This is a genomic window from Persicobacter diffluens, assembly GCF_036244895.1.
Taxonomy (GTDB): domain Bacteria; phylum Bacteroidota; class Bacteroidia; order Cytophagales; family Cyclobacteriaceae; genus Persicobacter; species Persicobacter diffluens.
In genome coordinates, this window is record NZ_BQKE01000002.1 from 649,014 (window position 1) to 674,304 (window position 25,291).

Consider the following 25,291-nt stretch of genomic DNA (forward strand, 5'->3'; position numbering starts at 1 on the left):
AAAGGCCACCCCTTTTCTGGAGATGGCCTTTGCTTATTGAACAGTATTAATGCGGTAATTGAAATACCGGTCAGTCCATTGACCAACCGGTTTTTTCATCATTATTGCTTCATAATTTTTCTAACCACTATTTCTCCTCCTTCAGTTGTCAACCTTAATAAGTAAACTCCTGTCGGAAGATTCGTCAGTGATATCTCTTGTTGCTGTTGCATGATGGTTCCCTCCATCATTACTGCACCCAGCGCATTAACCAAGTCGAAATGCTCAAACTTCAATGCCGTTGAGTACACCGTCAGCTGATCAGTAGCAGGATTCGGATAAACCTTCAAACTGCTGGCATCCTGAGCGGATAGGGGTTCACTCACCACTTCTACCTGAAACGGTGCGCCCACTTTCAAGCCGTAAGGATCTGTGGCATAAACCATGGCGATCCCTTTACCTTCTTTCAGCGCTGATACCTCCATCATTCCCACTTCATCAATGACGATCTCCATCCAGTCCGCTTCGATTTCCACCGTAAAGGTTAACTTCTGATCTTCCGGATCCATGAAGTACTCCATCAAATCCAGGCTCATTTCCTCGGCTTCATACAATACCACATTGGGTAAAGCCTGAACAAGCACCGGAGCTTCATTGGCCTGAACCACCAGCTTTCGGCTTACAGAAGATTTATCCTCGCCATCCGTTACGGTCATATGCAATACGCCCTCGCCCACATTTACTGAAACGAAGTTGATGCCTTCATCCAATACCTGAACCATAGCTGAAGTTCCTTCCAACTGTACGTCCACCAACTGCATTTTCTGTCCGTCCGGATCAGTGAAGAAATCCGTGATTTGGAACAACTGATGGTTTTGATTCTCTACTAGATAGAAGGTTTCTTCGGTGGTTGGGATGGGGGCACGGTTGACGTTTTCTACTTCTAAAGTAAAGCCAAAAGTGCTACTTTGTCCATGAGCATCTGCCAACTGGATTTCATACTCATGTGTCCCTACAGATTCGAAATCAGTGCGAATGTTCAGCGAAAGTGTATTGGTGTCCGTAATTTCCACCGTGCTGCCCTCCAATCCTTTCACCAGACTACAGTTCATCTCGTCCTGATCCGGCTCAAAAATTTCCAGGGTCACCGCCCGCTCCTCATTCTCTTTCATCTTCACCACCGACAAACCACTGTTAAATTTCGGTGCTGTGTTTTTATACAAGTGGAAGGTGGTTTGTGCCATTTCCTCAGAAGGTTCATTGGTCATATAAGTCACCATCGCATAGTTATCCTTAGCACCGGCTTTGGAAGCATCCATGGATACCGTCACGGTAGTCGTATTTCCTACTTCTACTTCACCCTCAGCCGCAATTAAATCTAACCACTGCAATGTGGAAGTGGCATAGGCAGCACATTTCAGGAATGCTCCCTCATATCTGGCTGTAGCAGGGGTCCAAAGACCTGTATCCGGATCAATCCAATAAATACTATTCGGATATTCCGAATCATATTCCGGCACATCCCAAAGGCCATAGGCCCCATAAATCTCCTCCGGAGCGCTTAAGGCTACAAAGAAGGTTTCACCAGCATTAATGGTAACCGGGGTATTCAACTCCAGCATTTCCCATTGCCCCCAATAGGTGTCTTCAGAGGCAGTGGCATTGAAGCGCTGCGTATGCAATACCTGCGCAGTATTAGGATCATCACTCCCTACTAAGATTTCCAACTGAATCACTCCCTGAGCTGCCGGTGCATTTCTGAAGTTAAATCCGAAATGACTCATCAGGAAGGCTTCCTCTTTATCATTGACCATCTTGTTGATCAATCGGTTATACGGAACGTTTAAGAAAATTTCCTTACGAGAAGTGGCGGTCGGTAGATTCAGATATAAGCTATCCACAAACGCTTCGCTACCACTAAAAGAATGAATTCCCTTTTCCACACTTTGCGCCTGAACATTCGAGAACAGCGGTTGCTTTATGGCTTGCGAAATGGCCATTTGCGAGGGAGGAAGAGGTTGATCCTGGCGGAAATAAGTTACCGCTGTATGGTAGCGCAAAGCGCCATCTCCCTCATTCGAAACCTGCACATTGGTTTGAGCGGATTCAGTAGCCAAAAGACTGAAGGTCGTCTGCTCCTCGTCCTTCACTAGGACCGGAGCACCAATTACAGTTGCCTCAAAATGTACCTTACTCCAGATCATCTCCCCATTCAACTCCACAACAAATGTCAGACTGTCCACATAAGTTCCTAATTCCGCAGGGGTGATTACGGCTTCCATTGGGATGCTGTCATAAGCATTCAAATATTGCGCATAAGAGAACATGCCCTCCTCGTCCTGTCTTGGCCAACTGCCCTTCAATCGATTAATTGTGAAATAAGGACTCTCTAAAACTACTCCTTCTTCTCTTTCATAGAACCAACCCAGAATTTTTATCGCATCATTTCCTTCATTTTTTAGATTGAAAGCAATGATTGCTTCTTCAGGGGTTTCCCGCTGATCGATTGCCAGCGGCCCGAAGTCGATCGTTTCCGGTAGGGCCAATTGCGCTTCTCCATCCACCTCCATGGTAACTTTTATCGTCTTTCGCTCCGCTTTCGGATCATTGGTATAGACCGTCAGGTATTCCGAATAAGATCTTTTAGCTTTGTCTGCGGCATTAAGGTGATAAGGAATCTGAATCTCTTCCCCATTCTCTAAGGTACCGTGAATAGGTGGATAAAATTCTACCGCCACCTCTTTACCTCCATGCTTCAACAGGTCCACTTCTCCGCTGTGATTTGAGCGGGTACTGTGCAGTAAACCATAATTATCACGATGGGCTGCAATGGCCACATCATAAACATTGCTATAACGTCCCATATCCTTATACTGCATTTTGATTTTTCCATCCTTATGCAGGATAATCTCAAAGGTTAACAAGGTATTCTCCCATGGACGGAATCCATCCAAATAAGGCACCTGCTCAAACTGAATAACCGCATAATCCTCAAAAGCCTCAAAGTAGATACCTGCGTAATCATTCTCAATAGCCGGTAGGGTAATATAAAATTGCCCCACAGCCGAGATTACATATGGCGTTCCGGCATAAGGGTCCGGGTAATTCATCGATGGAGTCAGGGATATTTCCGTCGTTAAAGAAATAAATCCGGAAGGCATAATAAAAATCCGGTCATATTCCTTGCCGAAAAAGTAAAAACTAAATGGCAGCTCTTCTGTCTGGTAATAGGAAGAAGGAAGCAAGGCCAATCTTTTTCCGGTTTCGGAAATATCCACCCAGTCATAGCTTACCTCATCGGTAAATTCATTATCACTGGAAGTATATCCAAAATTATATTCTCGTAAACGATATTCCGGCACCAAATCGGTTTGTAAAAAACTGGTAGAGGACGTAGGCATAATCCGGTAATCCAGTGGAGCCTCATCGCCTTCAGCCGCATTTTGGAAACTTACCGAAATATCTTCGGTTGCAAAAGGTGCTAAAGTTCTGATCACTTCCTCTCCCCCGGCAATTTCAGGAGCGGCATAGCTTGCAGCTGTTAAATTCAGGGTGAAAACGCCTTCAGGTGCATCGGTATGCAGACTCATTTGAGCGGAAATATCCTCTACTGCCACAGGCGCATAAGTAATTTCCACTAACTCCTCTTCACCGGCCTTTACCCGCAAAGGCAACTGTGCATTGGAGCTAAAACTCTCCGCATCCACTTCAATATCCGTCACAAAGTAATCCTTTGAACCTGTATTCTTCAGGGCGATCACCTCTGTATGCTCACGACCAAACATGGTGGTCTTAAAGGTCAGGGCATCGGTAGAAATTTCAGCGATTGCTAATCCATTGAAGTCCACCTCAACAGGAATGATGACTTCCTCATTTCCTACCGCATTGGTCAAAACCCTAAGGTATCCAAAATGAAGGCCATCGGTTAAAGGTTCCAACATCGGGTCAACGGTTACCGAAATGGTAGTGGACTGATCCAAGCCAACTGTTCCAGACTGTGCAGTAGTGGCGGCAAACATTTTCACTGATGGCGGGCTAATACGATAAGCATCTCCGGCCTTGACCTTTGGGTCCTTGTAAACCATTGTCGCCCCTTTATTTCGCTGCTGATTAGCGAAACCAATACAAGCATATTTGGAAAGCTCGCCAATAATCTCCTTGTACCTGTATTCTACTTCCCCATTTTTATACAATACCATTTGCATGGTATAAGCATCTTCTGTTTCTAAAAATGAGTTTTTATAAACATGATCGTACTGCACAATCACGTAATCCTCAAAGGCCTGGTAATAAATTTCCGAATCATCACCCAACTTGGTGCTCATCCATAAACCGGCCAATATGCCTTTAGGTCCATATTGATAGGGCAGTTCATAAGGATAATTCTCTGGCTTGGATGGTCTTTCAAACATGATGAAACCATAAAGACCAACATAAATTTGTGAATAATACTCACCATAGAATGGAAATTCAAATGGCAGATCAATCCCCAAAGCATTGACGGATTGACTCATAATATCCTGCCCAATCGCCTGACCGTTAGCGGAAATATCTTCCCAAACACCCGTTTCCGGTCCCTGAGGATCATAGTTACTTTTATAGGTATAAGTCTCCGCTTTCACCTCACCCAAATGGTCTTCCGTCAATTGCGGCAATTCAAATGATAAAGGATAAGCGCCGGTGTTGGTCAGACTCACCTCAAAAGTAGTCGTTTCCCCGTGCCCCACTGTCATTTCCGTACCATTGGTCGTATAGCTCAGGGCCGAGCCTTCAATTCCTAAGGCAGAAACCAAAGCATTTAACTGCAGATCATCACTGTTAATGGTAATATTGCCATTGTACTCCCCGACTTCCATCGGCTGACAAACGACCGCTAACCTGACTTGTTTACCCGGAGCGATGGAAAATGGCGCATCAAATACGGGGTAGAATACCTCATTATCTGAACTTACGGACTGAATGGTAACATCAGATAGACCATTATTTATCAATGCCAACTGTAGTGTATCTCTGCGTTCCAAAAAGACATTACCATAATCCAGCCAGTCTTTGGCAAGCTTCATTTCCTCAGGCTGGCCAATAATGTTGAGCTCCACCTCACTTTTTACCGTTTTGCCCGCATTTTGAATAACCAACTCTCCGGTATGCTTTCCATTGCGGAGTTTGGCGACATTCATATCTAATTTAATCTCCTGCTCAGAAATTCGGTTCAGCTCCCCTTTATTAGGAGAAAGGCTCGCCAAAAATGTCCGGCCCTTACCTAAATCATAGGCACGGATTTTCATCGTTACTGCCTCAAAATAGCTTTCAATCGGAATATTAACCTCCTCGCCATAATCAGGGTCAATTGAACCGATATATTGGGTAAAACGGTCAGGTCCCCACATTAAATCTACCTGCACCAGCGGATTAGATCGTGGATCAAAACGATAGGTAATATAGAATTGCTCCCCGGCCTCAAATGGAATAGCAGTTTCCAAAGGCACAAAGATTTCCTCCATCATCCCGATTCCTGCATATTCATATTGACCCGAATAAAGTATTTCGCCCGTTCCAGGGCCAATACCAGCGGTCCTGACCTGAATCTCCATCGGATATTCATTTTCATGCAAAAAGGCGGCAAATATTCCGGCATGGGTCAAAAGGAAATCATCCTGTCCCATTGGAACCGTAAACTTAGAGGCAATATGGAAACCATTCAGGCCTGGTAAATAGGCATCTCCCGCGCTACCGTTATTATCCTGCCAAAGGGCATCTTCAAAACGACCAATGGGACCATTTTTTTGTCTCTCCGCCCCAGGAACGCCACTATCTAGTGGTGTGATTTCATTGCTTTCCTTTTGTGCGTTGGCCAAAGTTACCAACTGCAATGCCTGCCCTCTGCTTACATTTTTGGCAGCAAGGGTATCCTGTGGGATTATTACCAAAGGCGACATGGAAGGTGCAGGACTTCCGGCTTCTTCATCATGTCGATATTCATATAGATTGGCAATCCAGGGAGTAGAACCTTCCGTCGTGTTGGATAATACCAAATTAGTACTTACCGCTGAGGTATTGGAAACATCTACAAAAAACTGAATCAAATTTTTATCCAATTCCAGCACTGGTAAAGGGGTGGTGGAAGCCGTAATAATCTCGGAGAGGTCCGATTTATTCCCTAGCGGATCCATCGCCTGTATGGCCATCCAATAAGCGGTTTCCGGAGATAGTCTGTTCATCGTGTAAACACCTTTCTCCCCCGGATTTCCAGCTACCTTAATGGTCATTTGATGGATTTGATCCAAATCGCTATCCACAAATGGTGCATCCCAAATATGCAAGGTATAGCTATTGGGAGGGTATTTACCTTCCACGGTAGGAATGGTCCACTCCATCGTCAGGGAAGTTTGCGAATTATCCACCACCGTTAAATCCACAACAGGATTCACTGGGCTATCGGCTACCACTCTTAAAGATTGATACACATCCAACTGTCCCTGACCCATTTGACCAGCATAAGCGGGATCAAGTCCCGGCATTGGAGCGGCCGAGTTTACAAAACGGTCCTTCACCATGTCAGGCGTCATACCCGGGCCTCCATATTCTGACAAATACAAGGCTACTGCACCAGAGACATGTGGACAGGCCATAGAGGTTCCTTGCAAATGCCCGTAAGCATTTCCTGGCATGGTACTCAACACGCCATGGTAAGCATCATAGCGCATATCTCCCCCAGGAGCAGAAATGTCGACATAATCCCCATAGTTGGAGAAATAGGAACGGTTACCATAGGCTTCTAAGGAAGATACCGCAAATACGCCCGGATAACATCCCGGATAATACTGGGCATCGGAATCATTATTACCTGAAGCAAAAATGACAATACCACCGACCATCGGGCCCACCTGATTACCATTTTCATCCAATCCTGCCTCTGCAATAAAGTAGTCAATAGCGGCTAATTCCTCCGGCTCAACGACATCAGGAACTTGATACCCCCAGCTATTTTGAGAAATTGTAGCCCCCATATCTGCCGAATATACTATTCCAGGGCCAGCGTAGGCGGCAAACTTTTGTCCGTCAACTTCGTCAAAAATCTGGATTGACATCATCTTCACTCCGTCACCGTTACCAGTACCTCCGGCTACACCCGCAACTCCGACACCATTGTTGTTCACCGCAGCAACGGTACCCGCCACGTGCGTTCCATGATAATGCGGCGTAATTTCCCCCTGATCCCACACATAGTTATAGCCGTAGACATCATCAATATAGCCGTTACCATCACTATCCTCTCCCGGGGTTCCATTCAGCTCTGCCTCATTGACCCACATGTTCGCACGTAAGTCCTCATGACGAACATCAATACCGCCATCCACTACCGCGACAATGATGTCTCCTTTACCTGCTGTAATCTCCCATCCTTTAAAAAGGTTGACATCTTCCCCTGGAGTGGCTCCATACTGACCGGTGTTGTTATAATGCCATTGCATCGGCAATAAAGGGTCATTGAAAGGCATATTGCCATTTTGCTGCGCCTTTTGGGTAACCTCTTCCATTTGTTCTTTGGAAAGAATCACCGGCTCCGACGGACTCAACACCTTCTTCAGTATAGGTTTTACGATTTCGAATTCATTCAGATCCTGAAAATAAGTCATTTCAGCATCGACAGATACCCTTGGATCAAAGTCAATCTCATACCAAAGATGTAAACCGTATTTCTCGTGCTTTTTTTCAAACTTCCCTGCAGGTGGGAAAACACGCTTCATGTTTTTGGCATTCGCATTGGATAATGCCTTGTCCACACTTTGTATACCCATTTGTTGCACTCCCGCAGTACGCTGAGCATTGGTCAATGGGAGGGCTTGTAGAGTAGCCTGCATTTCCGGCTTAAATTTGACCCGGATTTTTCCGGGCACGACACTCTCGGGAGTGTATTGCGCCTTTGCCCTCAAAGGGGACAAATAAAGCATCAAAATACTACAGAGTAGTATCCTGAAAAAGGTAAAAAAGGATTTCATAAAAGTTAAGGATTAAATGATAAAGAATTCTTCCTGAAATTCTTCCTCTGAAGGAAAAACTTCAACACTACTTATAGGTAAATGATGTTCACCGGATTTGCACCAGCGCATAAATTTTTCCACTTCTGCTTGTGGCCCGGACAGATGGAGCTCGATTTTTTCATCGGAAATCTCCTCTCCAAACCCTTTGATACTGGTGGCGGATAATTGCTTTAAACAATGAAACAAAATACCGGTATTCGTAAATGATCCGGTCAGGATGACTTTCATAAAAGATTAAATTATTCTAAATATTATGAGGTAAAATTAACATTTGATATTTTTTTTGAATAATTATCAACATCTACATATTGTATACAAATCAGGATAGAAAACAAACACTCAACGCTGACTTACAGCTCTTTATTGCTTTTGTAGACATATATTATATGGTCAGACATTGTATACAGTGGAAGAATCACGTTTCATTTAAGGATAATTTTTGCATTAATTGCCGGCTCAATAAAAAGTAAAAGACACACCCCAATCTACTGTATGAGGCAATCCAAATCTACCCTTCCACTATACATTTTCATCAGCATATTACTTCTGTTTTATTCAAATTCTGTTTGGGCGAATGAATTAAATTTTAATCAACGTTTTCCAAACTCCAATAAAACGTCAGGCATAGCCTTAATCGCTGAAATTGAACAAATAACTGATTCCCTCCCCTCCCTGGATCAAAAATGCCGCTGGTTATTAGAGGCAGGCTCCACCCTGGGCCAATTAGGGAGGTGGCAGGAAGGAAAGCATTGTATGCTACTTGCCAGGGGGTATGCTCAACAGTCAGATTCCCATCTTCAGGCCGCTGTCCTGTATTACCTGGGGTTATTTGATATTCAGCTCAATGTATTTGACAAGGCCCTGGAATACTTATTTGAAAGTCTGGAAATCCGGAAAGAACAGGACAACCCCAATGAAGAACAAAAAATCTATAACGCCCTTGGGAGTATTTTTGAAATTATCAGTGAATACCAAAAAGCCATTTATTATTACCAGAATGCCTTAGCGCTTTCAAGCTCCGGAAAAAGTAAAGCCTACATCCACAGCAATATTGGGGTTTGCCAAATGAATAATCAAAATTTTAAGGAGGCGGAAGACCACTTACTGAAAGCAGATTCCCTCATTTCCCTTACCTCCACTCCTTATGGGAAGGCTAATATTATGGTGAATTTGGGAGAAGTATATCGCAAGAAACAACAACATTTGAAGAGCGAACATTGCTTCAGAGAGGCCGAACGAATCGGAGCGGACTACCCCCAAATTATCGGGGAGGCACAAATCGGACTGGGCAATATCTATTATGATTTAGAAAAATATGATTTATGTGAAACATACCTCCGTCGAAATTTGGAAAACATCAGCTCTCATACCAAAATCAGTGCCCTTAAATTATTAGCGGATATATCCCGTAAAAAAGAGAATTTCAGACAGTACGCAGATGATTTCTCCTCCTATATCACCCTAAAGGACAGTGTTTATCAGGTAGATAAAATCCGCAAATTAGCGACCCTTCACTATGAATTTGAAGCCGCCATCAAGGATAAAGAAATCAGTATTTTACAAAAAGACAATGAATTGCAGAAGCGTCGGGTTTACCTACTTTTTGCCGGAGTTTTGCTTGGGGTATTACTGATCATCATCCTTTGTTACCGCTATGTGTTAATGATCAAACAAAAAAATCTGGAAAAGGCGACCTATGACAAATCTCAGATTCAAAAAATGAGATTGGAAGAAAGTGTTTATGCAGAAAAGAAAATCCGGGAATTACAGCAAAAAAAGTTTGAGGAAACTATGGCTTCAAAAAGTAGAGAATTGGCTTCCAATGCGATTCACCTCATTAACAAAAACAAAGTACTTCAACAAGTGAAGCAAAATGTAAATCAATTGACCCTTCAAAATGCAGATCAAAAAAACCTTATAAAACAGATCAATAAGCAAATTGACGGGTGTTTAAATCCGCAACAAGACTGGGAGCAGTTTAAAATTCACTTTGAAAAAACACACCCCAACTTTTTTGCACGGCTTAAGGAGGATTTCCCTAAACTGACCGAAAATGATCTCCGCTTTATGTCTTTCCTTCGGGCCAATTTCAGCACCAAGGATATTGCCAATGTATTGAATATTGACTACCGATCTGCTAATATGACAAGATATCGGATTCGCAAAAAAATCGCACTGGAAAACGAGCAGGATCTGATGGAGTTCGTAAGAGCTTATTAAAGCAATAAAAAGAGGCTATCTCGAATGAGGAGACAGCCTCTTTTTGATGATTTATAAACCTTCAAAACGCTTTCGCTTGGCCAGCAGAATATGATCACACACCAGCACTAATTCATCCTTTTGGTTAAAGATCTCGACATGTTCGTTAACCTGCCCCAGTTCCGGACGCTTGGTGTCTTTCTTCTCTGAAATGGTTACCACCACCCGAATGGTATCGCCAATATGCACCGGCTTAATGAATCGCAAACGATCGTATCCTTTGGAGAAAGCCTCGGGATTGATTTCTGTGGCGGTCATACCGATACCCACAGAAAAGGTCAAAGTTCCATGCGCTATACGTCTTTCAAAAGGCTGCGTCTTACACCATTCCTCGTCCATATGGTGAGGGAAGAAGTCTCCGGTATGTCCCGCATGAACCACAAAGTCCGTCTCGGTAATCGTTCTCCCCAAAGTTTCTCGCTTATGCCCTAATTCGTAATCCTCGAAAAATTGTGATTTAATATGCATTTCAAAAAATAATGGCTTTTAAATATTATATACTATAATCTGGATTTTCACCTCCTTTAGCAGAAGACGCATAAGCACTTTCAACCGTGGCCATCGTGCGCGCCACATCCTCCACACTCGTCGGTAAGCTATCCGTACTGCCTTCCACGTATCGCATCAAGGAAGCCATGGTCCCCACAAAAGCATCCGGAAACCAGGAGCCCTCCAGTGCTTTGGTTTTCCACTCCGGCGTTTCCCCCTCTTTAACAATGCAATACTCAAAATGATCCGGCACCCCATCAGGATAGTTTAGCAATAGGCCCATTTTCGCCTTGATCGCACCTTTGGTGCCTTCCCACTTAATGAAACTTTCCTGGTTTTGCGCACCGAAATTATGATCATGATTGGCATTAATCACCGCATGAAGCGCATCGCCATAATCCATGATCGTTGTGGTACGAGTTGAGGACATCGGCTTGCCCGGATTCCGCAGGGTCTTGCTGTATACCGTTTGTGGATCACCTAAGAAGGAACGGATCAGGTCCATATAATGAATGCTATGCTGCTGAATTTCCAATCGAGAATGGTTCACCACATTCGGAAAATATTCCCATGGAGTATAAGTAGTTAATCTCACTTCCATATCATATAACTCCCCTATATGTCCACCTTCAATCAAAGATTTAGCGGCCATGACATAGGGAGCGAAACGCAACTGACAGTTGATGGCAGCTTTCAGCTTTTTGCGTCTACATACTTCCAAAATATCCAGGGTTTGCTGATAGTCATCCCCCATAGGCTTCTGAATCAAAACCGCAGCACCATCTGGTAGCTTTTCCAAGGTCGGTACAAACTGATTCGGCATCAAAGTCAAATCATAAACCGCATGTTCCGGAGCATCAGCCACCATTTCCTCCACGGTATCATAAACAGAAGGAATTTGGAAACGCTCGGCCAGTTCTTCCGCTCTTTGACGGGTACGATTGGTGATCCCGGCTACCTGAAAGTGTACTTTCTGATAGGCTGGAAGGTGGGCATCGCGCACAATACCTCCTGCCCCGATGATATAAATGGGACGTTTTTCCTTAGGCAGGCTAATGTCATATTTAATTTCCATAAGGCACTACAGTTTCGTTTTCAATTTTATTGATCGCCTGTTGACTTTCCGCCAACAAGGCTGAAATATCATCCTGCGTATCTCTTACTCTCAATACTAATTGGTCGATGACCTCACTTATGCTTGCCCAATTACTTTTTCGGGGCAAGGTCTTACTGTTTTGGTGTAAAGCTTCCAGCTTATGGTAATAGGGAATATCCTGATTTACCTCCGTGTCAAACCAAGTAGACTTCCGGCAACCAATTCCACCATTCAAAGTCAATCGCTTATCGTTTTGTGCGTTGGTGGCAAAACGAATAAATTCATAAGCCCACTGCTTATTCGTACTCCCGCTACCGATGGTATACATCCAGTAAGCATTCAGGGAAACGCCTTTCATATCCGCCTCAGCTGCAGGTACAGGCGCGATATCCACTTTCCCTTTCACCTTACTGCCTGGATCCACCTCACACATGGAGGCAAAGCCGAACCAATTCACCATCATGGCTACTTCCCCGCGGGAAAAAGCCAGTCCGGCCTGCACAGAATCCAGCTCACAGCTATCAGGATGCAATAGGTTTTCGCTGTTGAACAACGTTCTGTAAAATGACAGGGCATCCTCCGCCGCCTGATGTTGAATATTGACCCGCCCCTGATCATCCGTCAGGCTGCCACCACGTGCCCAAATCTGCAAACAAAGGTCAAACACGGTATTATGCCCATCGGGATATCCGGCGACCACCGTTCCATAAAGGTTTTGTTCCGGCCGGTGAAAAAAAGTAGCGATTTCTATTAATTCACTCCAGGTCTCCGGTACTTTCAAGGCCTTGCCAAAACGGTCGCGGAAAGCGGATTGTTCAGCGGGATCTTCAATAAGATCCTTTCGGAATACCAGGCATTCCGGTCCGTCATGAAAAGGCAAACCATAGGCCGCGCCACCAAAGGTTTGCATCTTCAGCAATGCCTCGGACCAGGCCTCCGGAAATCCTTCCGGAGGGTTTTGATCCATAAAAGGACTCAGAGAAACTATTGCGCCAGTCTCCACTGCTTCGGAAATCCAGTCGGTATTCAGTAAGGCAATGTCCCAATCGCCGGAGGCCAGTCCGTTGGTCGCTCCCAATGTCGCCTCGTACAAGGGGTGAAGATCCATCGGAATAGCTTCCAATTCCAAGTCACAGCCTGTTTCTTCACAGAATTGGGCCCAAAATTCAGCAATACTCTGCTCAAAAGGACCGAATTTCCTGACTGCGATTTTCATTACTCCTGACATAGGCCGGCCAGTTTCAAATCTTCGATAATGGCTTCTGTATGTTCTCCCAGCTTAGGACTTCCCTTCTCCGAAAATAAACGTTCTCCGTCCATGCGAATCGGGCAACGGGTGGTATGGAAAGTGTAGCCATCGCTCATTTTCACTTCCTGCTCCATCTGCAGGCTTTGGTAGGCCTCCGTTTTGCGCAATCTTTCCCAATCCAGCACATTTGCACACCAGATATCAGCGGGTTCCAGAATATCCAGCCAGTATTGCGTACTTTGCCCTTCCAGATGCTTTGCCAGGATCATTTTGATATCATCACGCTCGGTAAACCAACTGTCGCGATCCGTAAAGTCTTCCAAAGCAGAGCAATTCAAAAGCATTCCCAGGGTTGGGATTTCTCCCATGGCCAGGGCCAAAAAGCCATCCGCAGTTTGATAAACCCCATACGGAGCTCCCAAATAAGCATGGGCATTATTGGAAGCCGTACGTTCGGTTGGTGCTCCTCCATCCTGGAAGAAGGTGGTCAGCATTTCGAATTGTAAATCCAGGATGGATTCCATCATGCTGGCCTGCACCAATGCCCCTGCTCCGTTTACCCCTCTTCTCACCAATGCGGCTAGGATGCCCTGTGCCAAATGCGCCCCGGCCAACATGTCTACAATGGCCATACCTACCGGTACCGGACCTTCTCCTGCATTTCCACTCAGGCTGGTCAGCCCTGAAAGCGACTGTACCAATAAATCCTGGCCGGGCTTTCCCGCCCATGGGCCACTCTTGCCATAACCGGAAATTTCACCGTAAATCACTGCCGGATTTAAGGACTTGATGGTTTCATAATCCAGGCCCAATCGATCAATCACACCCGGGCGGAAATTATGCATCACCACGTCCGCTTTTGTCAGCAATTGTTTTACTAATTGCAAATCCTCCGGCTTTTTAAGATCTGCGCAGAAACTTTCCTTATTCCGGTTTATGGCATGGAAAATGGAAGAATCACCGTTCATTTCCACATTCGATACATATAAATTCCGACAGATATCACCTGTTTCCGGACGCTCCACCTTTATGACTCTTGCCCCCATATCGGCCAATCGTAAACTTGCGGAAGGGCCGGACAAAAACTGGCTTAAGTCCACTACTAATATATCTTCTAATGCTTTCATGGATTATGCATTTATCTTTAAACCAAATTCTTCTTTTATGCGATCCGTATGCTCTCCTACTCTCGGAGCAGCCTTTTTTGAAAAATATTGTTGACCATCCAGGCGAAGTGGGAAACGAGTAGTTTTGATCTTTTCACCGGCAGTGGTAACAACCTCCTGCTCCATCCCCAATTCCTGATAACCCTTATGCTGAGTCAATTGCTGATAATTCAAAACATCGGCACACCAAATATCCTTCGCCTCCAACATTTCCAACCAAATGGAAGTAGGTTGTTCTGTAAAAATCGATCTAAAGAAATTCATGATTTCATCTCGCTTTTCAAACCAGCTTTCTTCCAGCTGATAAGCATCCGGAAGAATCACCTGAAGGTGATCTGCCAGCTTTGTAACCGGCATCATGGCAATGGCAATATGTCCATCCGCGGTGGGATATACCCCATATGGGGCGGCCAAATAAGGCTGGGCACTCCCCTTCTTAGCGCGAACAGGCGCCTTACAATCATCATTCAAATAGGTGGTTAAACCCTCAAACTGTAGATCAAGCGTGGACTCCAAAAGGCTCACTTCCACCAGACCACCTTTGCCGGTTTTTCCTCTGCGCACCAATGCAGCAAGGATCCCCTGCCCCAAATGTACCCCTGTCATGATGTCCGAAACTGCCAAGCCCACTGGCGTTGGGTTACTATCTTTATTTCCGGATAGATAACTCAAGCCTGATAGGCTTTGCACCAATAAATCCTGCCCGGGCTTTTTCGCCCAGGGCCCCTCAGCCCCATAGCCCGTCACCACGCCATAGACGAGTTTAGGATTAATTTCCTGCACTGTGGCATAATCCAAACCGATTTTCTCCATCACTCCCGGACGGAAATTATGCGTCATCACATCTGCCTGCGCGATGAGTTTTTTTACAATGGCCAGATCCTCGGGATCTTTCAGGTTGGCCGCAAAAGATTCCTTATTTCTGTTAACGGTATGGAAGACCAGACTGTCCCCCTCAATAAAAATATTTTTGATCGCAATCTGACGACCTGCCTCTCCAGAGCCAGGTCTTTCGATTTTAATCACTCTGGCGCCCAAGTCTGCCAGCTTCAGGCCCGCTGACGGGCCAGCCATAAACTGACAAAATTCAAGTACGGTAATACCCTCTAATGGCTTCATACTAATTGCTCCTGTTGTTTTGATTCCTTATACAAATCATTCAGCTGCGATAACAATTCCTCCGCATTCCCCCCATTCATCATGAACTCACGAATTGGCGCTCCTGCACGATCCTGAAAATACATATGCCCAAAATAACGCGGACGTAAAAAGGCACGGTCCAAGGTAGGCAAAGTATCTTTGAAAAAGTCCTGCGTTACCGCATTTGTGTGTGTATTCAACCAACTTTTACGATGGCCGGGCTGCCCGCCATTGTCAAAGAAAATTCCGGACTGCGTCTCAGGACAACCCACAAATTCGGCATACTTAGCCGCTATTTCGACATTTTTACATTGCGCAGAAATCGCCAGACCGGTACCCCCAATGGTGGAAATCAATGGCTGTCCTTCCAGGCTCACCATATCCATAAACTTCAAGGACTTACGCGCATATCCACGACGGGAATAATTGGTATAACCATAAGCAAAAGGACAATACCAATACTGATCCGTTTGGGTCATCATTTCAAAAACCCGAATTGGATTCGCCTCATAACTCTCCGCAGACATATTTTTCCCAAGTGCCCTTAAAAGCTCCAGGGCCTTTAATCCTGTTTCCCTGGAAATCACCTCGTCCTCTTTCAGGCATACATCTTCCCCCAGGGTCGAACAAATCATATAAAAATTCATCAAAGTATCCTGAGGAATTCCTGGAACAGCTACTTTTCCTTCCTCTGCCAGGGCTAACAAATCTTCATAAGTCTTTGGCAAAGCTCTGCCAGCATTTTCGAACAAATCCATCCGCGCAGCCGCTACCGGAGTAGCCGCATCAATAGCCAGGGCCCACTGTTTTCCATCATACTGATAACTTTCGAAAGAATGCCCCACGGAATTCACCCGCTGGTCCTCTATAAAAGCCGGACTTAATACCTCATTCAAAGCGACTACCTCTCCCGTACGGGCCGCAAAACCCGCCCAAGGATGGTCGATCACCAAAAGGTCATAACGAGCGGCCAATTCATTTAAAGGTTCATCGGCAAAAGCCTGTAGCGAACGCTTTTCCCAGACAATTTCCACTTCAGGATTTAATTCATGAAAACGTTGCGCTGTTGCGACAATGGAAGTAAATCCTCTGCTGTGATCCCAGGTAATACCACGAAGTGTTACTTTATCAGACATAAGTATATATATTAATGATTTAAAAATTCTTCAGAACCCAGCATACTTCCGTAGGTAATGATCATAAAGGAAGCCACCAGTATACATAAAGCAGTAATCAATATCTGATAGGTCCGATTGGAAACCCCCTTCCACTCTTTCATCAAAACCCCTACCAAATAACTAAAAAATACCAGCATGGTCATATGTATCGCCCAACTGGCAAATTTGAAGTTCCCCATGCGCACATGTCCCAGTCCGTAAAAGAAAAACTGCAAATACCAGAAAGCTCCGGAAGCAATACAGAGCGTCATATTTAAAAGATATTGTTTCAGGCCAATGGCTTTTACCTGTACAATTTCCCGAATGGTTTTTTGGCGAATACTTAGTATAAAAAACCAGCAAAAATTCGTAATAAAAGTACCACCAGTGGATAATATCAGATTGGCATTTCCTTCAAAATGTCCGGCACCATTAGCCGCTGCTATTTCCGCAACCGGTGCGCCCACTTCCAATGAAACCCCAAAAATGGCTGACAATACCCCGGCGATCACCGCTAAGGGCAAACCTTTCTTTATATTAAAGGAAGCCAGACTTCCTCCCTGTTTTTTTAAATCTTGTTCTTTTCGATAACCGGCCCATCCACAGGCAAAAACTCCCACAAAGGAAATCAGCATTCCGGTCAGTACTACCATTCCGCCCGGCTTGCTAAAGTGCTCAATTAATGTTCCATGAATCAAAAGTGGGATAATGGTCCCTAAAACGGCAGACAATCCAATCGAAATCGTATAAGTCAGAGAATAACCAATATTTTTAATGGCATAGCCAAAGGCCATTCCTCCGAAGCCGTACACCATCCCTAATAAGGTCGCATTAATTAAAACCTTCTGCGGCGCCTGACGAAAAACCTCAGCCAGGTCCGGTACCGTCAGGTACCCCACCACCAAAGGTAAAACCAACCAGGCAAAAGTGGCCTGCACCAGCCAGTAGGTATTCCACGATAGCTGCTTAATCTTTTGAAAGGGAAGATAACAGGAAGCTGCTGAAACGCCTCCCACCCCGTGCAACAGGGTCCCCATGAGCGGGTTCGAAGAAATCATTTGTGAAAAAATATTTATATTTGAAAAAATTCATTCATATTTGAATAACTCAAAGGTAGGAATCTTTTTGCAAATCCCAACTTTTAGCTATTATATTTGTCTATGGAAAAGGAAAAAACCTCCAAATATGCCGCTCCTGCACTGGAAAAAGGTTTAGAAATTTTAGAACATCTATCGGCAACCGGAATCTCCCAAAGCCAGAATGAAATTGCTCTGGGCCTGGATCGGAAACCAAATGAACTCTACCGGATGCTGATGACGCTGGAAGAAAAAGGTTATATTATTCGAAATGAGAAAGACGGCAAATACCGACTGTCTTTAAAGATGTATAACCTTTCGCATATGCACTCTCCATTTGATGAATTAAAACGGGTGTCACTCCGCCCGATGCAGGAACTTTCAGAAAGTGTCAGGGAGGCCTGCCATCTGGGAATTATGGTCAATGGCGCCTTGATGATCATTGCCCAAAGCCCTAGCCCGGAAGCAGTTTCGATTTCCATTAAAGAAGGTATTCATTTTCCCTTGCTGCAAACCGCCTCAGGCAAAATGCTGCTCTCCCAAAAAAATGAAAGTGAAAGAGCGGCTATCCTTCAAAATCATCCGGATTTCAATGCCATGGAAAAACAAGAACAAGCAGCATTTCTGGAATCGGTGAAATTAATAGAGAAGGAGGGCTTTTTTATATCAGCGAGTAAATTAACCCGCGGCGTAACGGATTTAACGGTTCCTATTGGTCATCCAGAGGCAGAACCGGTAGCTGCCCTAACCATTTCTTCCTTTTCGGAGCATGGATCGGATGAAGAGCGACATTTAAATATTATTCAACAAATGCTGGAAGCTAGAAAAAAAATACATCATTCCATGGGCTTATGAACACCATCCGTTCAAAGCACAGGAAGCTGAAAATAACTATTAGTACTTCCTGCCAATGGCTTTAAAAATAGCTGACAGCAAATGCCTCTTCCATACCGAAGGGGCTTTTTTATTCCCGTTGGATCATCCCCGAGAGTATACTCAAATTATTCAAGCCGAATTATACATGCTTAATTAACAAACTGTGTGGATAGCAAAGTCAAACGTTTTATCCCGAATTATTCACCGCTAAATTTATTAATTAATCGCAAGTGGATTATTTTCAGTTCATTTTAATTTATTTTCTTGGGGTAATAATTGCCCAAATTTGGGCAGGCTTGAATAATCCGGGTTAAGCATGGTCCGGTGTGCGCCTCGCTCAGGGATGAAGGCAGAGGCGCAGCCGTTTGTGGAGCTCTTTATTTGCGGGCAAACCATGACGCATTCGTAGGCCTTGCCCGCAAATAAAAGCGACTGCCGCCAGCCCGACCGACGTCAGGAGGGGAGCGCCATAAAATAATATACGATATCATTTATATAGTCACCGGTGCTGCCTGATGCCACCTAACTCCCGGCCGGATCAATGGGGATCAGATGGTTTTCTGAAGCGATACCTTATGCCCACGGAGCCTCTCAGGATATGGTCCGATTCTGAAAAAATAGGCGCTAATTCAAGATGAAAACCGAAATTTTTCTGGACAAATGGATAAACATTCAATCCCAAAGGAATTACCAGACCCTGGTACCAAGTTGTCCTGCCGCCAATACCGGCATAAACTTCATACTCCTCCTCTTGAAAAATATCATAGGTTACTACGCCCTCAAAGCTAAAATCATCAAAACTAACATCCGTCCCAAAACGGACTTCCGGCTTGATTCGATCCTTGATTTCATAATGCACACCAAAAAATGGCAAATTTGAAGAATGAAAATCAACACCCAACTGAGCATGAGCGAGTATGGGAAAAGATAAAAAAAGTAATAATAGGAATTTCTTCATAAGTAGTAAACTATCTAAAATTGATGATCGCTAATGCGCTTCGTGATGCGTAATCCGGAATTAAAATCAAATTAAGGGGACTGGGGAAATATATCAATTTTTCTGGTTTAAAAAATCCCTCAGCCCCAATACATCCCCATAGAATGACCCTTAAATTCAAAAAGAAACATTATAAAAATCTAAAAAAAGTCATCAAAAGATTGCCCGAGAGTCCTTACAAAGCAGCGTAAACGCCAAAAATCAGGGATTTTTAAAAATCGATTAGCGCATTTAAAAAGGTCATGAAATCCGGTTTTTGGGAGCAGTCAATTTTAACCCGAATTATTCACGGTTAAATTTATTGACTAAATAAATAGCTTGTTTTCAGTTTATTATGTATTATTTTATTTGATTTACAATAACCCCAATTTGGGCAAACTTGCTTTCTCCTCATTCATCTGTTTCGTTGGAAAAAACTCGAAATAGGAAACTATTCCTTCATTTTTTCCGCCTTACAGCTAAACGAGGATTTAAACTTGAATAATCCGGGTTAAACACCTCCTGATCTTTTTCTCTCCGTCCACTTGCGATCCATTATTATTGGAATTGACATCCCTATGGCAATACCGGAAACAATTAAAAAAGCTTTGGCTAAAAAGCTTATGGTATCCACCAATAGTTCCGGCTGGGCGGATGGGGCTACCAAATTTAAATTTACCACTCCCATCAAACCTTTATAGGCAAAAACACCCGGCACTAAAGGAATAATGGCAGCAATGCCAATTACCGAACCCGGAACATGCACCCGATGCACCCATATCACGGACCAAAACCCGGCGACAAATGCCCCAAGGAAAGAAGCCAGCTCAAAAGAAAAACCGAAAAACTGGAATAAACCATTTCTGGTCAGGACACTCAGCGCCCCTCCGGCAAATATCATGGGTAAGGTTCTTTTCGGTACATTAAACAAAAGCCCAAACCCCAGAGCAGCCAAGCCCCCAAACAATAGAAAATTCAATATTTCGGCAATCATCAGTTACTGATGTTTAAAGTTGAAATGACTAGTAAAAACCCTAAAGCAATCGACATTAAAAGCAGGAAAGCCACCATTCCCCTACTGGTGCCCATTAAGGTAAAACCATCTATCAGATCATCCACTGTATTAATCAAAGGAACGCCGGGAATGAGAAAAAGCACCGCCGCCATCATGGCATGATTAGGGGTTGAACTGTATGGCAAAAGTGCGTTTAGAGAGGCGATCCCACTGGCCACCGTGGCAGAAACCAATACGGTAAAATATAAATTTTGATGGCGATGGTGCAGTTCCTGTCGGATGAATAAAGCCAATGAAGAGGCCAGGAAGGTAAAAGCCAAGGCATAGAAATCTCCTCCTAATAATTTACAAAAGGCGGCACATGCCAGCGCCACTCCGGCGATCACCACCGGTCGAGGGTATTGCTTTGGTAAATTCGACAATCGATCCAGCTCCCTTTCATAATCTACCAGGGTAAAGCCCTCCCAGAAACCTTTCCAGATCATGCGACTCAGGCCGGAGATTATTTGCATATTCACCCCATGATGGAGCACCTTGTGCATGCGGTAATAATGCCGCCCGTCCTCCTGATAACAAATCATAACGGTACGTAAAGTAAAATGAAATTGTAAATGATGCTGATCCATTCCAAATATGGCAGCCGCCCTTCTTAGATTTCGTTCTAAACGGTTGCTATTGGCTCCGCTCCCTAAAAGCATCTCTGCGGTCCGGAATAATAAATCCAGCTTTTTTTCGATCATCGCAATAATTGATTATGCAGCGTGTAAGAGATATCACCTATCTCAATTTTTTGCTAATTAAAACTCCCAATAAGGAGATCCTATGAGTAAAGGACTAAAAGGAAGTGATAATTGTTAATTATTAAACATTTTGGGATAATTTCAATATTTCAAACAACATTCCCCCCGTGAAACACCTGTCAAGAAATATTATGGGCGTTTCCATTTTAGGAAAATACGGATAACCATTGTAGCCCGAATTATGCATGCTTCCATTCGGGTACAGCTGCATAAAAGGAAGGATGACGGAATTTTCCCTGTTTCACTTATTTCCTATAAAGCAGAGGGAGATGGAGAACCCAAGCTTAGTCCGATTTAGGCTATTGAAAATCGAAAAAACAAGCTTAGCGATCTGTAAAAGGTCACTTAGTCCGATATAATCAACCTATCGGTGAATAACCGGGAAAAAGCCCTATTCCTGATTTCCACAGCCCTCAGCCAGAGGGTTAAAATGCAAAAGTTCCCTGAAAATAAGACTCCTAAAACATCTTCTTCGTCACGAAAATGACAAGTGGAGCGCTAATCTATAAATGTCATATCCCTATGCAGATACAATCGTTTTAAGCTTAGACGAAGTTTTCCCCATAGCATTTTTCTAAAATTCAATCAGATAAGCATGAATGTAATGATCACAGGAGCCAGTACAGGCTTTGGGAAATTAACCGCTGATCTTTTACTCGAAAAAAGACATACGGTGGTTGCCAGCATGAGAAATGTGAACGGAAAGAATAAAAAAGTAGCAGCTGAATTGACTGCTAAAGGCGCGACCATTGTAGAACTGGATGTGACCGATGAAGCATCCGTTGAAAATGCTATATCAGAGGCCATTGAAAAAGCCGGCCATATCGATGCCATTTTCAATAATGCCGGTCTGGGGGTTTTGGGTATACAGGAAACTTTTACCATTGAGGATTGGCAAAAGGTTTTTGAGGTTAATGTTTTCGGAGTACAACGTGTCAATCGTGCGATTCTTCCCCACTTTAAAAGTAGAGGTACCGGCTTGTTGATCTATACTTCCAGCTTACTAGGACGAATGGTACTGCCTTTTTATGGCCCCTATAACGCCTCAAAATGGGCATTAGAAGCCATGGCAGAAAATTACCGGGTGGAATTGAACCCTTTGGGAATAGACTCCTGTATAGTGGAGCCCGGCGGTTTCCCTACTGATTTTTTTGGTAATTTATTACAGGCTTCAGATGCAGCAAGAGCAGATAGCTATGGCCCAATGAAAGACAGCCCGAAACAACTTTTCGATAGCTTCGAAGGAGCCCTTGCTCAAAATGAACTTCAAAAACCCTCCTTAGTGGCCGAAAAAGTATTGGAACTCCTCGAAATGCCTGCTGGGGAACGCCCTTTCCGCAGTCCGGTAGATAAAATGGGCATGGGGGATCCTATTGTAGGCTATAACGAACAACTGGAAAATATTATGAAAGGCATCTACGGCAATTTTGGAATGGATGCCATGCTTAACCTAAATGAATAATACAGCATGAAACTTTTTAAGGACTACCTTTTGGGTAAAATTACTTTAAAGAACCGCATTGTAATGGCTCCCATGACGCGTAGCAGAGCAGAGGAAAATATTCCCAATGATTTGATGGCCACCTATTACGGTCAGCGGGCAACAGCCGGATTGATCATCACCGAGGGGACTTCCCCCTCCCCTAATGGATTGGGCTACCCACGAATTCCGGGTATTTTTTCGGAGGGGCAAACGGTCGGCTGGAAAAAAATAACGGATGCCGTCCATGATAAAGGTGGAAAAATCTTTCTACAGTTGATGCACACCGGAAGGGTTTCCCATCCATTGAATATGGACAAAGACGCAAAAGTCCTGGCTCCCTCGGCGATCACCTTGAGTGGGGAAATGTATACCGATCAGAAAGGAATGCAGCCCTACCCGGAACCGGAAGTCATGACACTTGAAGACATTGAGCAAGCAAGGCAGGAATATGTAATAGCGGCCAAAAATGCCATTAAGGCTGGTTTTGATGGCGTAGAACTTCATGGAGCCAATGGGTATTTAATGGATCAGTTTTTCAACCCCTGCACAAATCGGCGTACGGATGATTACGGAGGAAGTGTGGAAAATCGCAATCGGTTCCTGGTAGAGGTAGCTCAAAGCGTTACTGATGCCATAGGGAAGGAAAAAGTAGGCATCCGCCTTTCGCCTTATGGGGCCTTTAACGATATGACCGTTTTTGACCAAATTGATTTCGCCTACGAATCTTTGGCCAAAGCCTTAGGTGAAGTGGGCCTTACCTATATTCACATTGTAGATCATCAGGCCATGGGTGCGCCCGAAGTGCCGGAAAGCATAAAGGTAAAAATCCAACAGGCTTTTGGTGGTGATATCATCCGGAGTGGCGGCTTTGAATCTGCCGAACAGGCGGAAAAAGTGCTGGAAAGTGGCCAGGGTCAGTTGGTGGCCTTTGGGCGTCCGTTTATCGCCAATCCGGATTTAGTGGAAAAATTACAAAATGGGGAAGCGTTGAAAGCCCCTGATTTTGACACCTTCTACACGCCGGGTTCTAAGGGCTATACCGACTATTAAATCCAAAAGTTGTTGATTTTTGTCAGCACTAATAAGGAGATAAATGATTATCTTAATAGGGTAATGCATTTGTCTCCTTTTTTTGTAAAAAGATAAATGCCTGTCCGAAAGAAAGAAATTTATAGGTGGTCCTGTTTCAAAATCGAAGAATTAAAACGCATACCGGATATTCACCACTGGCGGACAATCACTATTTCATAAAACCCTGAAAAAATAATCATGGACAAAAAAATCATACTCGTTACCGGTGGTAATCGGGGAATAGGCTTAGGCATTTGTGAAGGCCTTGCTAAAATGGGACATCAGGTAATTCTAGCCAGTCGGGATTTAAAAAAAGGCACAGAGGCTGCACAATCTAAAAGTATAGCCGCGAAAGTAGTCGAGCTAAGAGTAAGTGAGGAAGCCAGCCAAGGCCGGGCACTTAAAGAAATTGAGGAAGAATTCGGCAGGATAGATGTGTTGATCAACAATGCCGGTGTTTTTTCCAACCCGGCTGGCTTTAGCGATACGCCTGTCCAACATGGGAAGGAAGTATTTGAAACCAATGTGTGGGGCCCCTGGGGAATGAGTTGGGCGGCACTTCCCTTATTGGAAAAAAGTGAGGAAGCCCGCATCATCCACATGAGTTCCGGCATGGGCGCCATGGATAGCTTAGCGGAGGGAGGTTATGCTGCCTATCGCTTTTCCAAAGCCTCACTGAACATGATGACCATCCTGATGAATAATCAGCTGAAGGGAGTTGCAGTAGTAGCGATGTGTCCGGGATGGGTAAAAACTGATATGGGGGGTGCTTCAGCCGAACGCACGGTGGAACAGGGGGCAGATACGGCAATATGGCTGGCCACTGCAGATACTATTGAAGCCGGGAAATTCTACCGGGATAGAAGCGTAATCCCCTGGTAAAGCAATATTGGAGCGTGTATTAAAGCCAAAATTCAAAACGAAAGCTTGATTTTTACAGAAGCAATACCCGATTTTCTGGAGAGAACAGCAGCGCCATTATTGAGAAATTATCCAAAATTACTTACAATAATTCGAATATGGAGCCGGATGGTGTGCTTTTAAGCATGCTCTAAACACGCTTTCTGGGAACTTAGGCAACGCCAGATTCATCAAATCTAAACTAAGAACTTGTTTGAAATACATTGACAGCATTAAGCCGGATTATCCATGCTTAAATCCTCCTATAGCTGTAAGGCGGAAAAGAGGAAGGAATAATTTCCTATTCGAGTTTTTTCTAACGAAGCAGATGAATGAGGAGAAAGCAATCCTACCCAAATTTGGGCTACCAGAAACTTAACAGATTCAACCATAACCCAAAAGAATACAGTCTATTGCGACGAACCCTAAAACTAGCGGTGAATAATTCGGGTTAATTCTGATTTTCGAAGAGCCTGAATTTAGCTAAGCCGGGTTTCTTCTTCGTCTATGCCTCCCT

Annotated in this window: 17 protein-coding genes; 5 read left to right on the forward strand and 12 right to left on the reverse strand. The window is 44.2% G+C overall.

Annotation, left to right across the window (positions count from 1 at the left end; all coding sequences use genetic code 11):
* Window positions 1-101: 101 nt before the first annotated feature.
* Together AAA970_RS17155 and AAA970_RS17160 are read right to left on the reverse strand one after the other, a co-directional pair.
* Window positions 102-7,979 carry a S8 family serine peptidase gene (locus tag AAA970_RS17155; protein ID WP_338238118.1) on the reverse strand — a complete coding sequence of 2,626 codons (7,878 nt, stop codon included), beginning with the start codon at window positions 7,977-7,979 and terminating at the stop codon, window positions 102-104.
* 12 nt (window positions 7,980-7,991) lie between these two features.
* Entirely contained in the window at window positions 7,992-8,249 is a 258-nt protein-coding gene (locus tag AAA970_RS17160) for an acylphosphatase (protein WP_338238119.1), read from the reverse strand.
* Window positions 8,250-8,513: 264 nt separating this feature from the next.
* Here AAA970_RS17160 and AAA970_RS17165 point away from each other — a divergent pair, with 264 nt between their 5' ends.
* On the forward strand, window positions 8,514-10,241 hold the full coding sequence (locus tag AAA970_RS17165; protein ID WP_338238120.1) for a tetratricopeptide repeat protein: 1,728 nt from the start codon (window positions 8,514-8,516) through the stop codon (window positions 10,239-10,241).
* 51 nt (window positions 10,242-10,292) lie between these two features.
* Here AAA970_RS17165 and AAA970_RS17170 read toward each other — a convergent pair whose 3' ends face one another.
* The 7 genes from AAA970_RS17170 to AAA970_RS17200 are packed head-to-tail and all read right to left on the reverse strand — an operon-like array spanning window position 10,293 to window position 17,635.
* Complete coding sequence (locus AAA970_RS17170) at window positions 10,293-10,748, reverse strand: MaoC family dehydratase (protein ID WP_338238121.1); 456 nt, start codon at window positions 10,746-10,748, stop codon at window positions 10,293-10,295.
* Window positions 10,749-10,773: 25 nt separating this feature from the next.
* Entirely contained in the window at window positions 10,774-11,844 is a 1,071-nt protein-coding gene (locus AAA970_RS17175; protein WP_338238122.1) for a Gfo/Idh/MocA family protein, read from the reverse strand.
* Window positions 11,834-13,093 (reverse strand): extracellular solute-binding protein, encoded by a 1,260-nt coding sequence (locus tag AAA970_RS17180; protein WP_338238123.1) that lies wholly within the window; start codon window positions 13,091-13,093, stop codon window positions 11,834-11,836. Before AAA970_RS17180 ends, AAA970_RS17175 begins: the two co-directional genes overlap by 11 nt.
* Entirely contained in the window at window positions 13,081-14,241 is a 1,161-nt protein-coding gene (locus tag AAA970_RS17185) for a CaiB/BaiF CoA transferase family protein (protein WP_338238124.1), read from the reverse strand. The genes AAA970_RS17180 and AAA970_RS17185 overlap by 13 nt, the downstream gene beginning before the upstream one ends.
* A 3-nt stretch (window positions 14,242-14,244) precedes the next feature.
* Window positions 14,245-15,399, reverse strand: a complete 1,155-nt coding sequence (locus AAA970_RS17190) for a CaiB/BaiF CoA transferase family protein (RefSeq protein ID WP_338238125.1) — start codon at window positions 15,397-15,399, stop codon at window positions 14,245-14,247.
* A complete protein-coding gene (locus tag AAA970_RS17195) occupies window positions 15,396-16,556 on the reverse strand; it encodes an ABC transporter substrate-binding protein (RefSeq protein WP_338238126.1) in 1,161 nt (386 codons plus the stop codon). Before AAA970_RS17195 ends, AAA970_RS17190 begins: the two co-directional genes overlap by 4 nt.
* Window positions 16,557-16,567: 11 nt before the next feature.
* A complete protein-coding gene (locus AAA970_RS17200) occupies window positions 16,568-17,635 on the reverse strand; it encodes an L-rhamnose/proton symporter RhaT (protein WP_060687583.1) in 1,068 nt (355 codons plus the stop codon).
* A gap of 102 nt (window positions 17,636-17,737) precedes the next feature.
* Between AAA970_RS17200 and AAA970_RS17205 the strand changes: the two genes are divergently transcribed.
* Window positions 17,738-18,508, forward strand: a complete 771-nt coding sequence (locus tag AAA970_RS17205; RefSeq protein WP_338238127.1) for an IclR family transcriptional regulator — start codon at window positions 17,738-17,740, stop codon at window positions 18,506-18,508.
* A 559-nt stretch (window positions 18,509-19,067) separates the two neighbouring features.
* Here AAA970_RS17205 and AAA970_RS17210 read toward each other — a convergent pair.
* From AAA970_RS17210 to AAA970_RS17220, 3 genes are all read right to left on the reverse strand, one after another.
* The gene (locus tag AAA970_RS17210; protein WP_338238128.1) at window positions 19,068-19,487 is read right to left on the reverse strand and encodes a hypothetical protein; all 420 of its coding nucleotides are present in this window, start codon (window positions 19,485-19,487) and stop codon (window positions 19,068-19,070) included.
* A gap of 529 nt (window positions 19,488-20,016) precedes the next feature.
* Entirely contained in the window at window positions 20,017-20,499 is a 483-nt protein-coding gene (locus AAA970_RS17215) for a threonine/serine exporter family protein (protein ID WP_338238129.1), read from the reverse strand.
* Window positions 20,499-21,260, reverse strand: a complete 762-nt coding sequence (locus AAA970_RS17220) for a threonine/serine exporter family protein (RefSeq protein ID WP_338238130.1) — start codon at window positions 21,258-21,260, stop codon at window positions 20,499-20,501. Before AAA970_RS17220 ends, AAA970_RS17215 begins: the two co-directional genes overlap by 1 nt.
* Window positions 21,261-21,915: 655 nt before the next feature.
* Here AAA970_RS17220 and AAA970_RS17225 point away from each other — a divergent pair.
* The 3 genes from AAA970_RS17225 (at window position 21,916) to AAA970_RS17235 (ending at window position 24,756) form a co-directional block, all read left to right on the forward strand.
* Window positions 21,916-22,782 carry an SDR family oxidoreductase gene (locus tag AAA970_RS17225; RefSeq protein WP_338238131.1) on the forward strand — a complete coding sequence of 289 codons (867 nt, stop codon included), beginning with the start codon at window positions 21,916-21,918 and terminating at the stop codon, window positions 22,780-22,782.
* A 6-nt stretch (window positions 22,783-22,788) separates the two neighbouring features.
* Complete coding sequence (locus AAA970_RS17230; protein ID WP_338238132.1) at window positions 22,789-23,853, forward strand: alkene reductase; 1,065 nt, start codon at window positions 22,789-22,791, stop codon at window positions 23,851-23,853.
* A gap of 219 nt (window positions 23,854-24,072) precedes the next feature.
* Window positions 24,073-24,756 carry an SDR family NAD(P)-dependent oxidoreductase gene (locus AAA970_RS17235; protein ID WP_338238133.1) on the forward strand — a complete coding sequence of 228 codons (684 nt, stop codon included), beginning with the start codon at window positions 24,073-24,075 and terminating at the stop codon, window positions 24,754-24,756.
* Window positions 24,757-25,291: the final 535 nt, after the last annotated feature.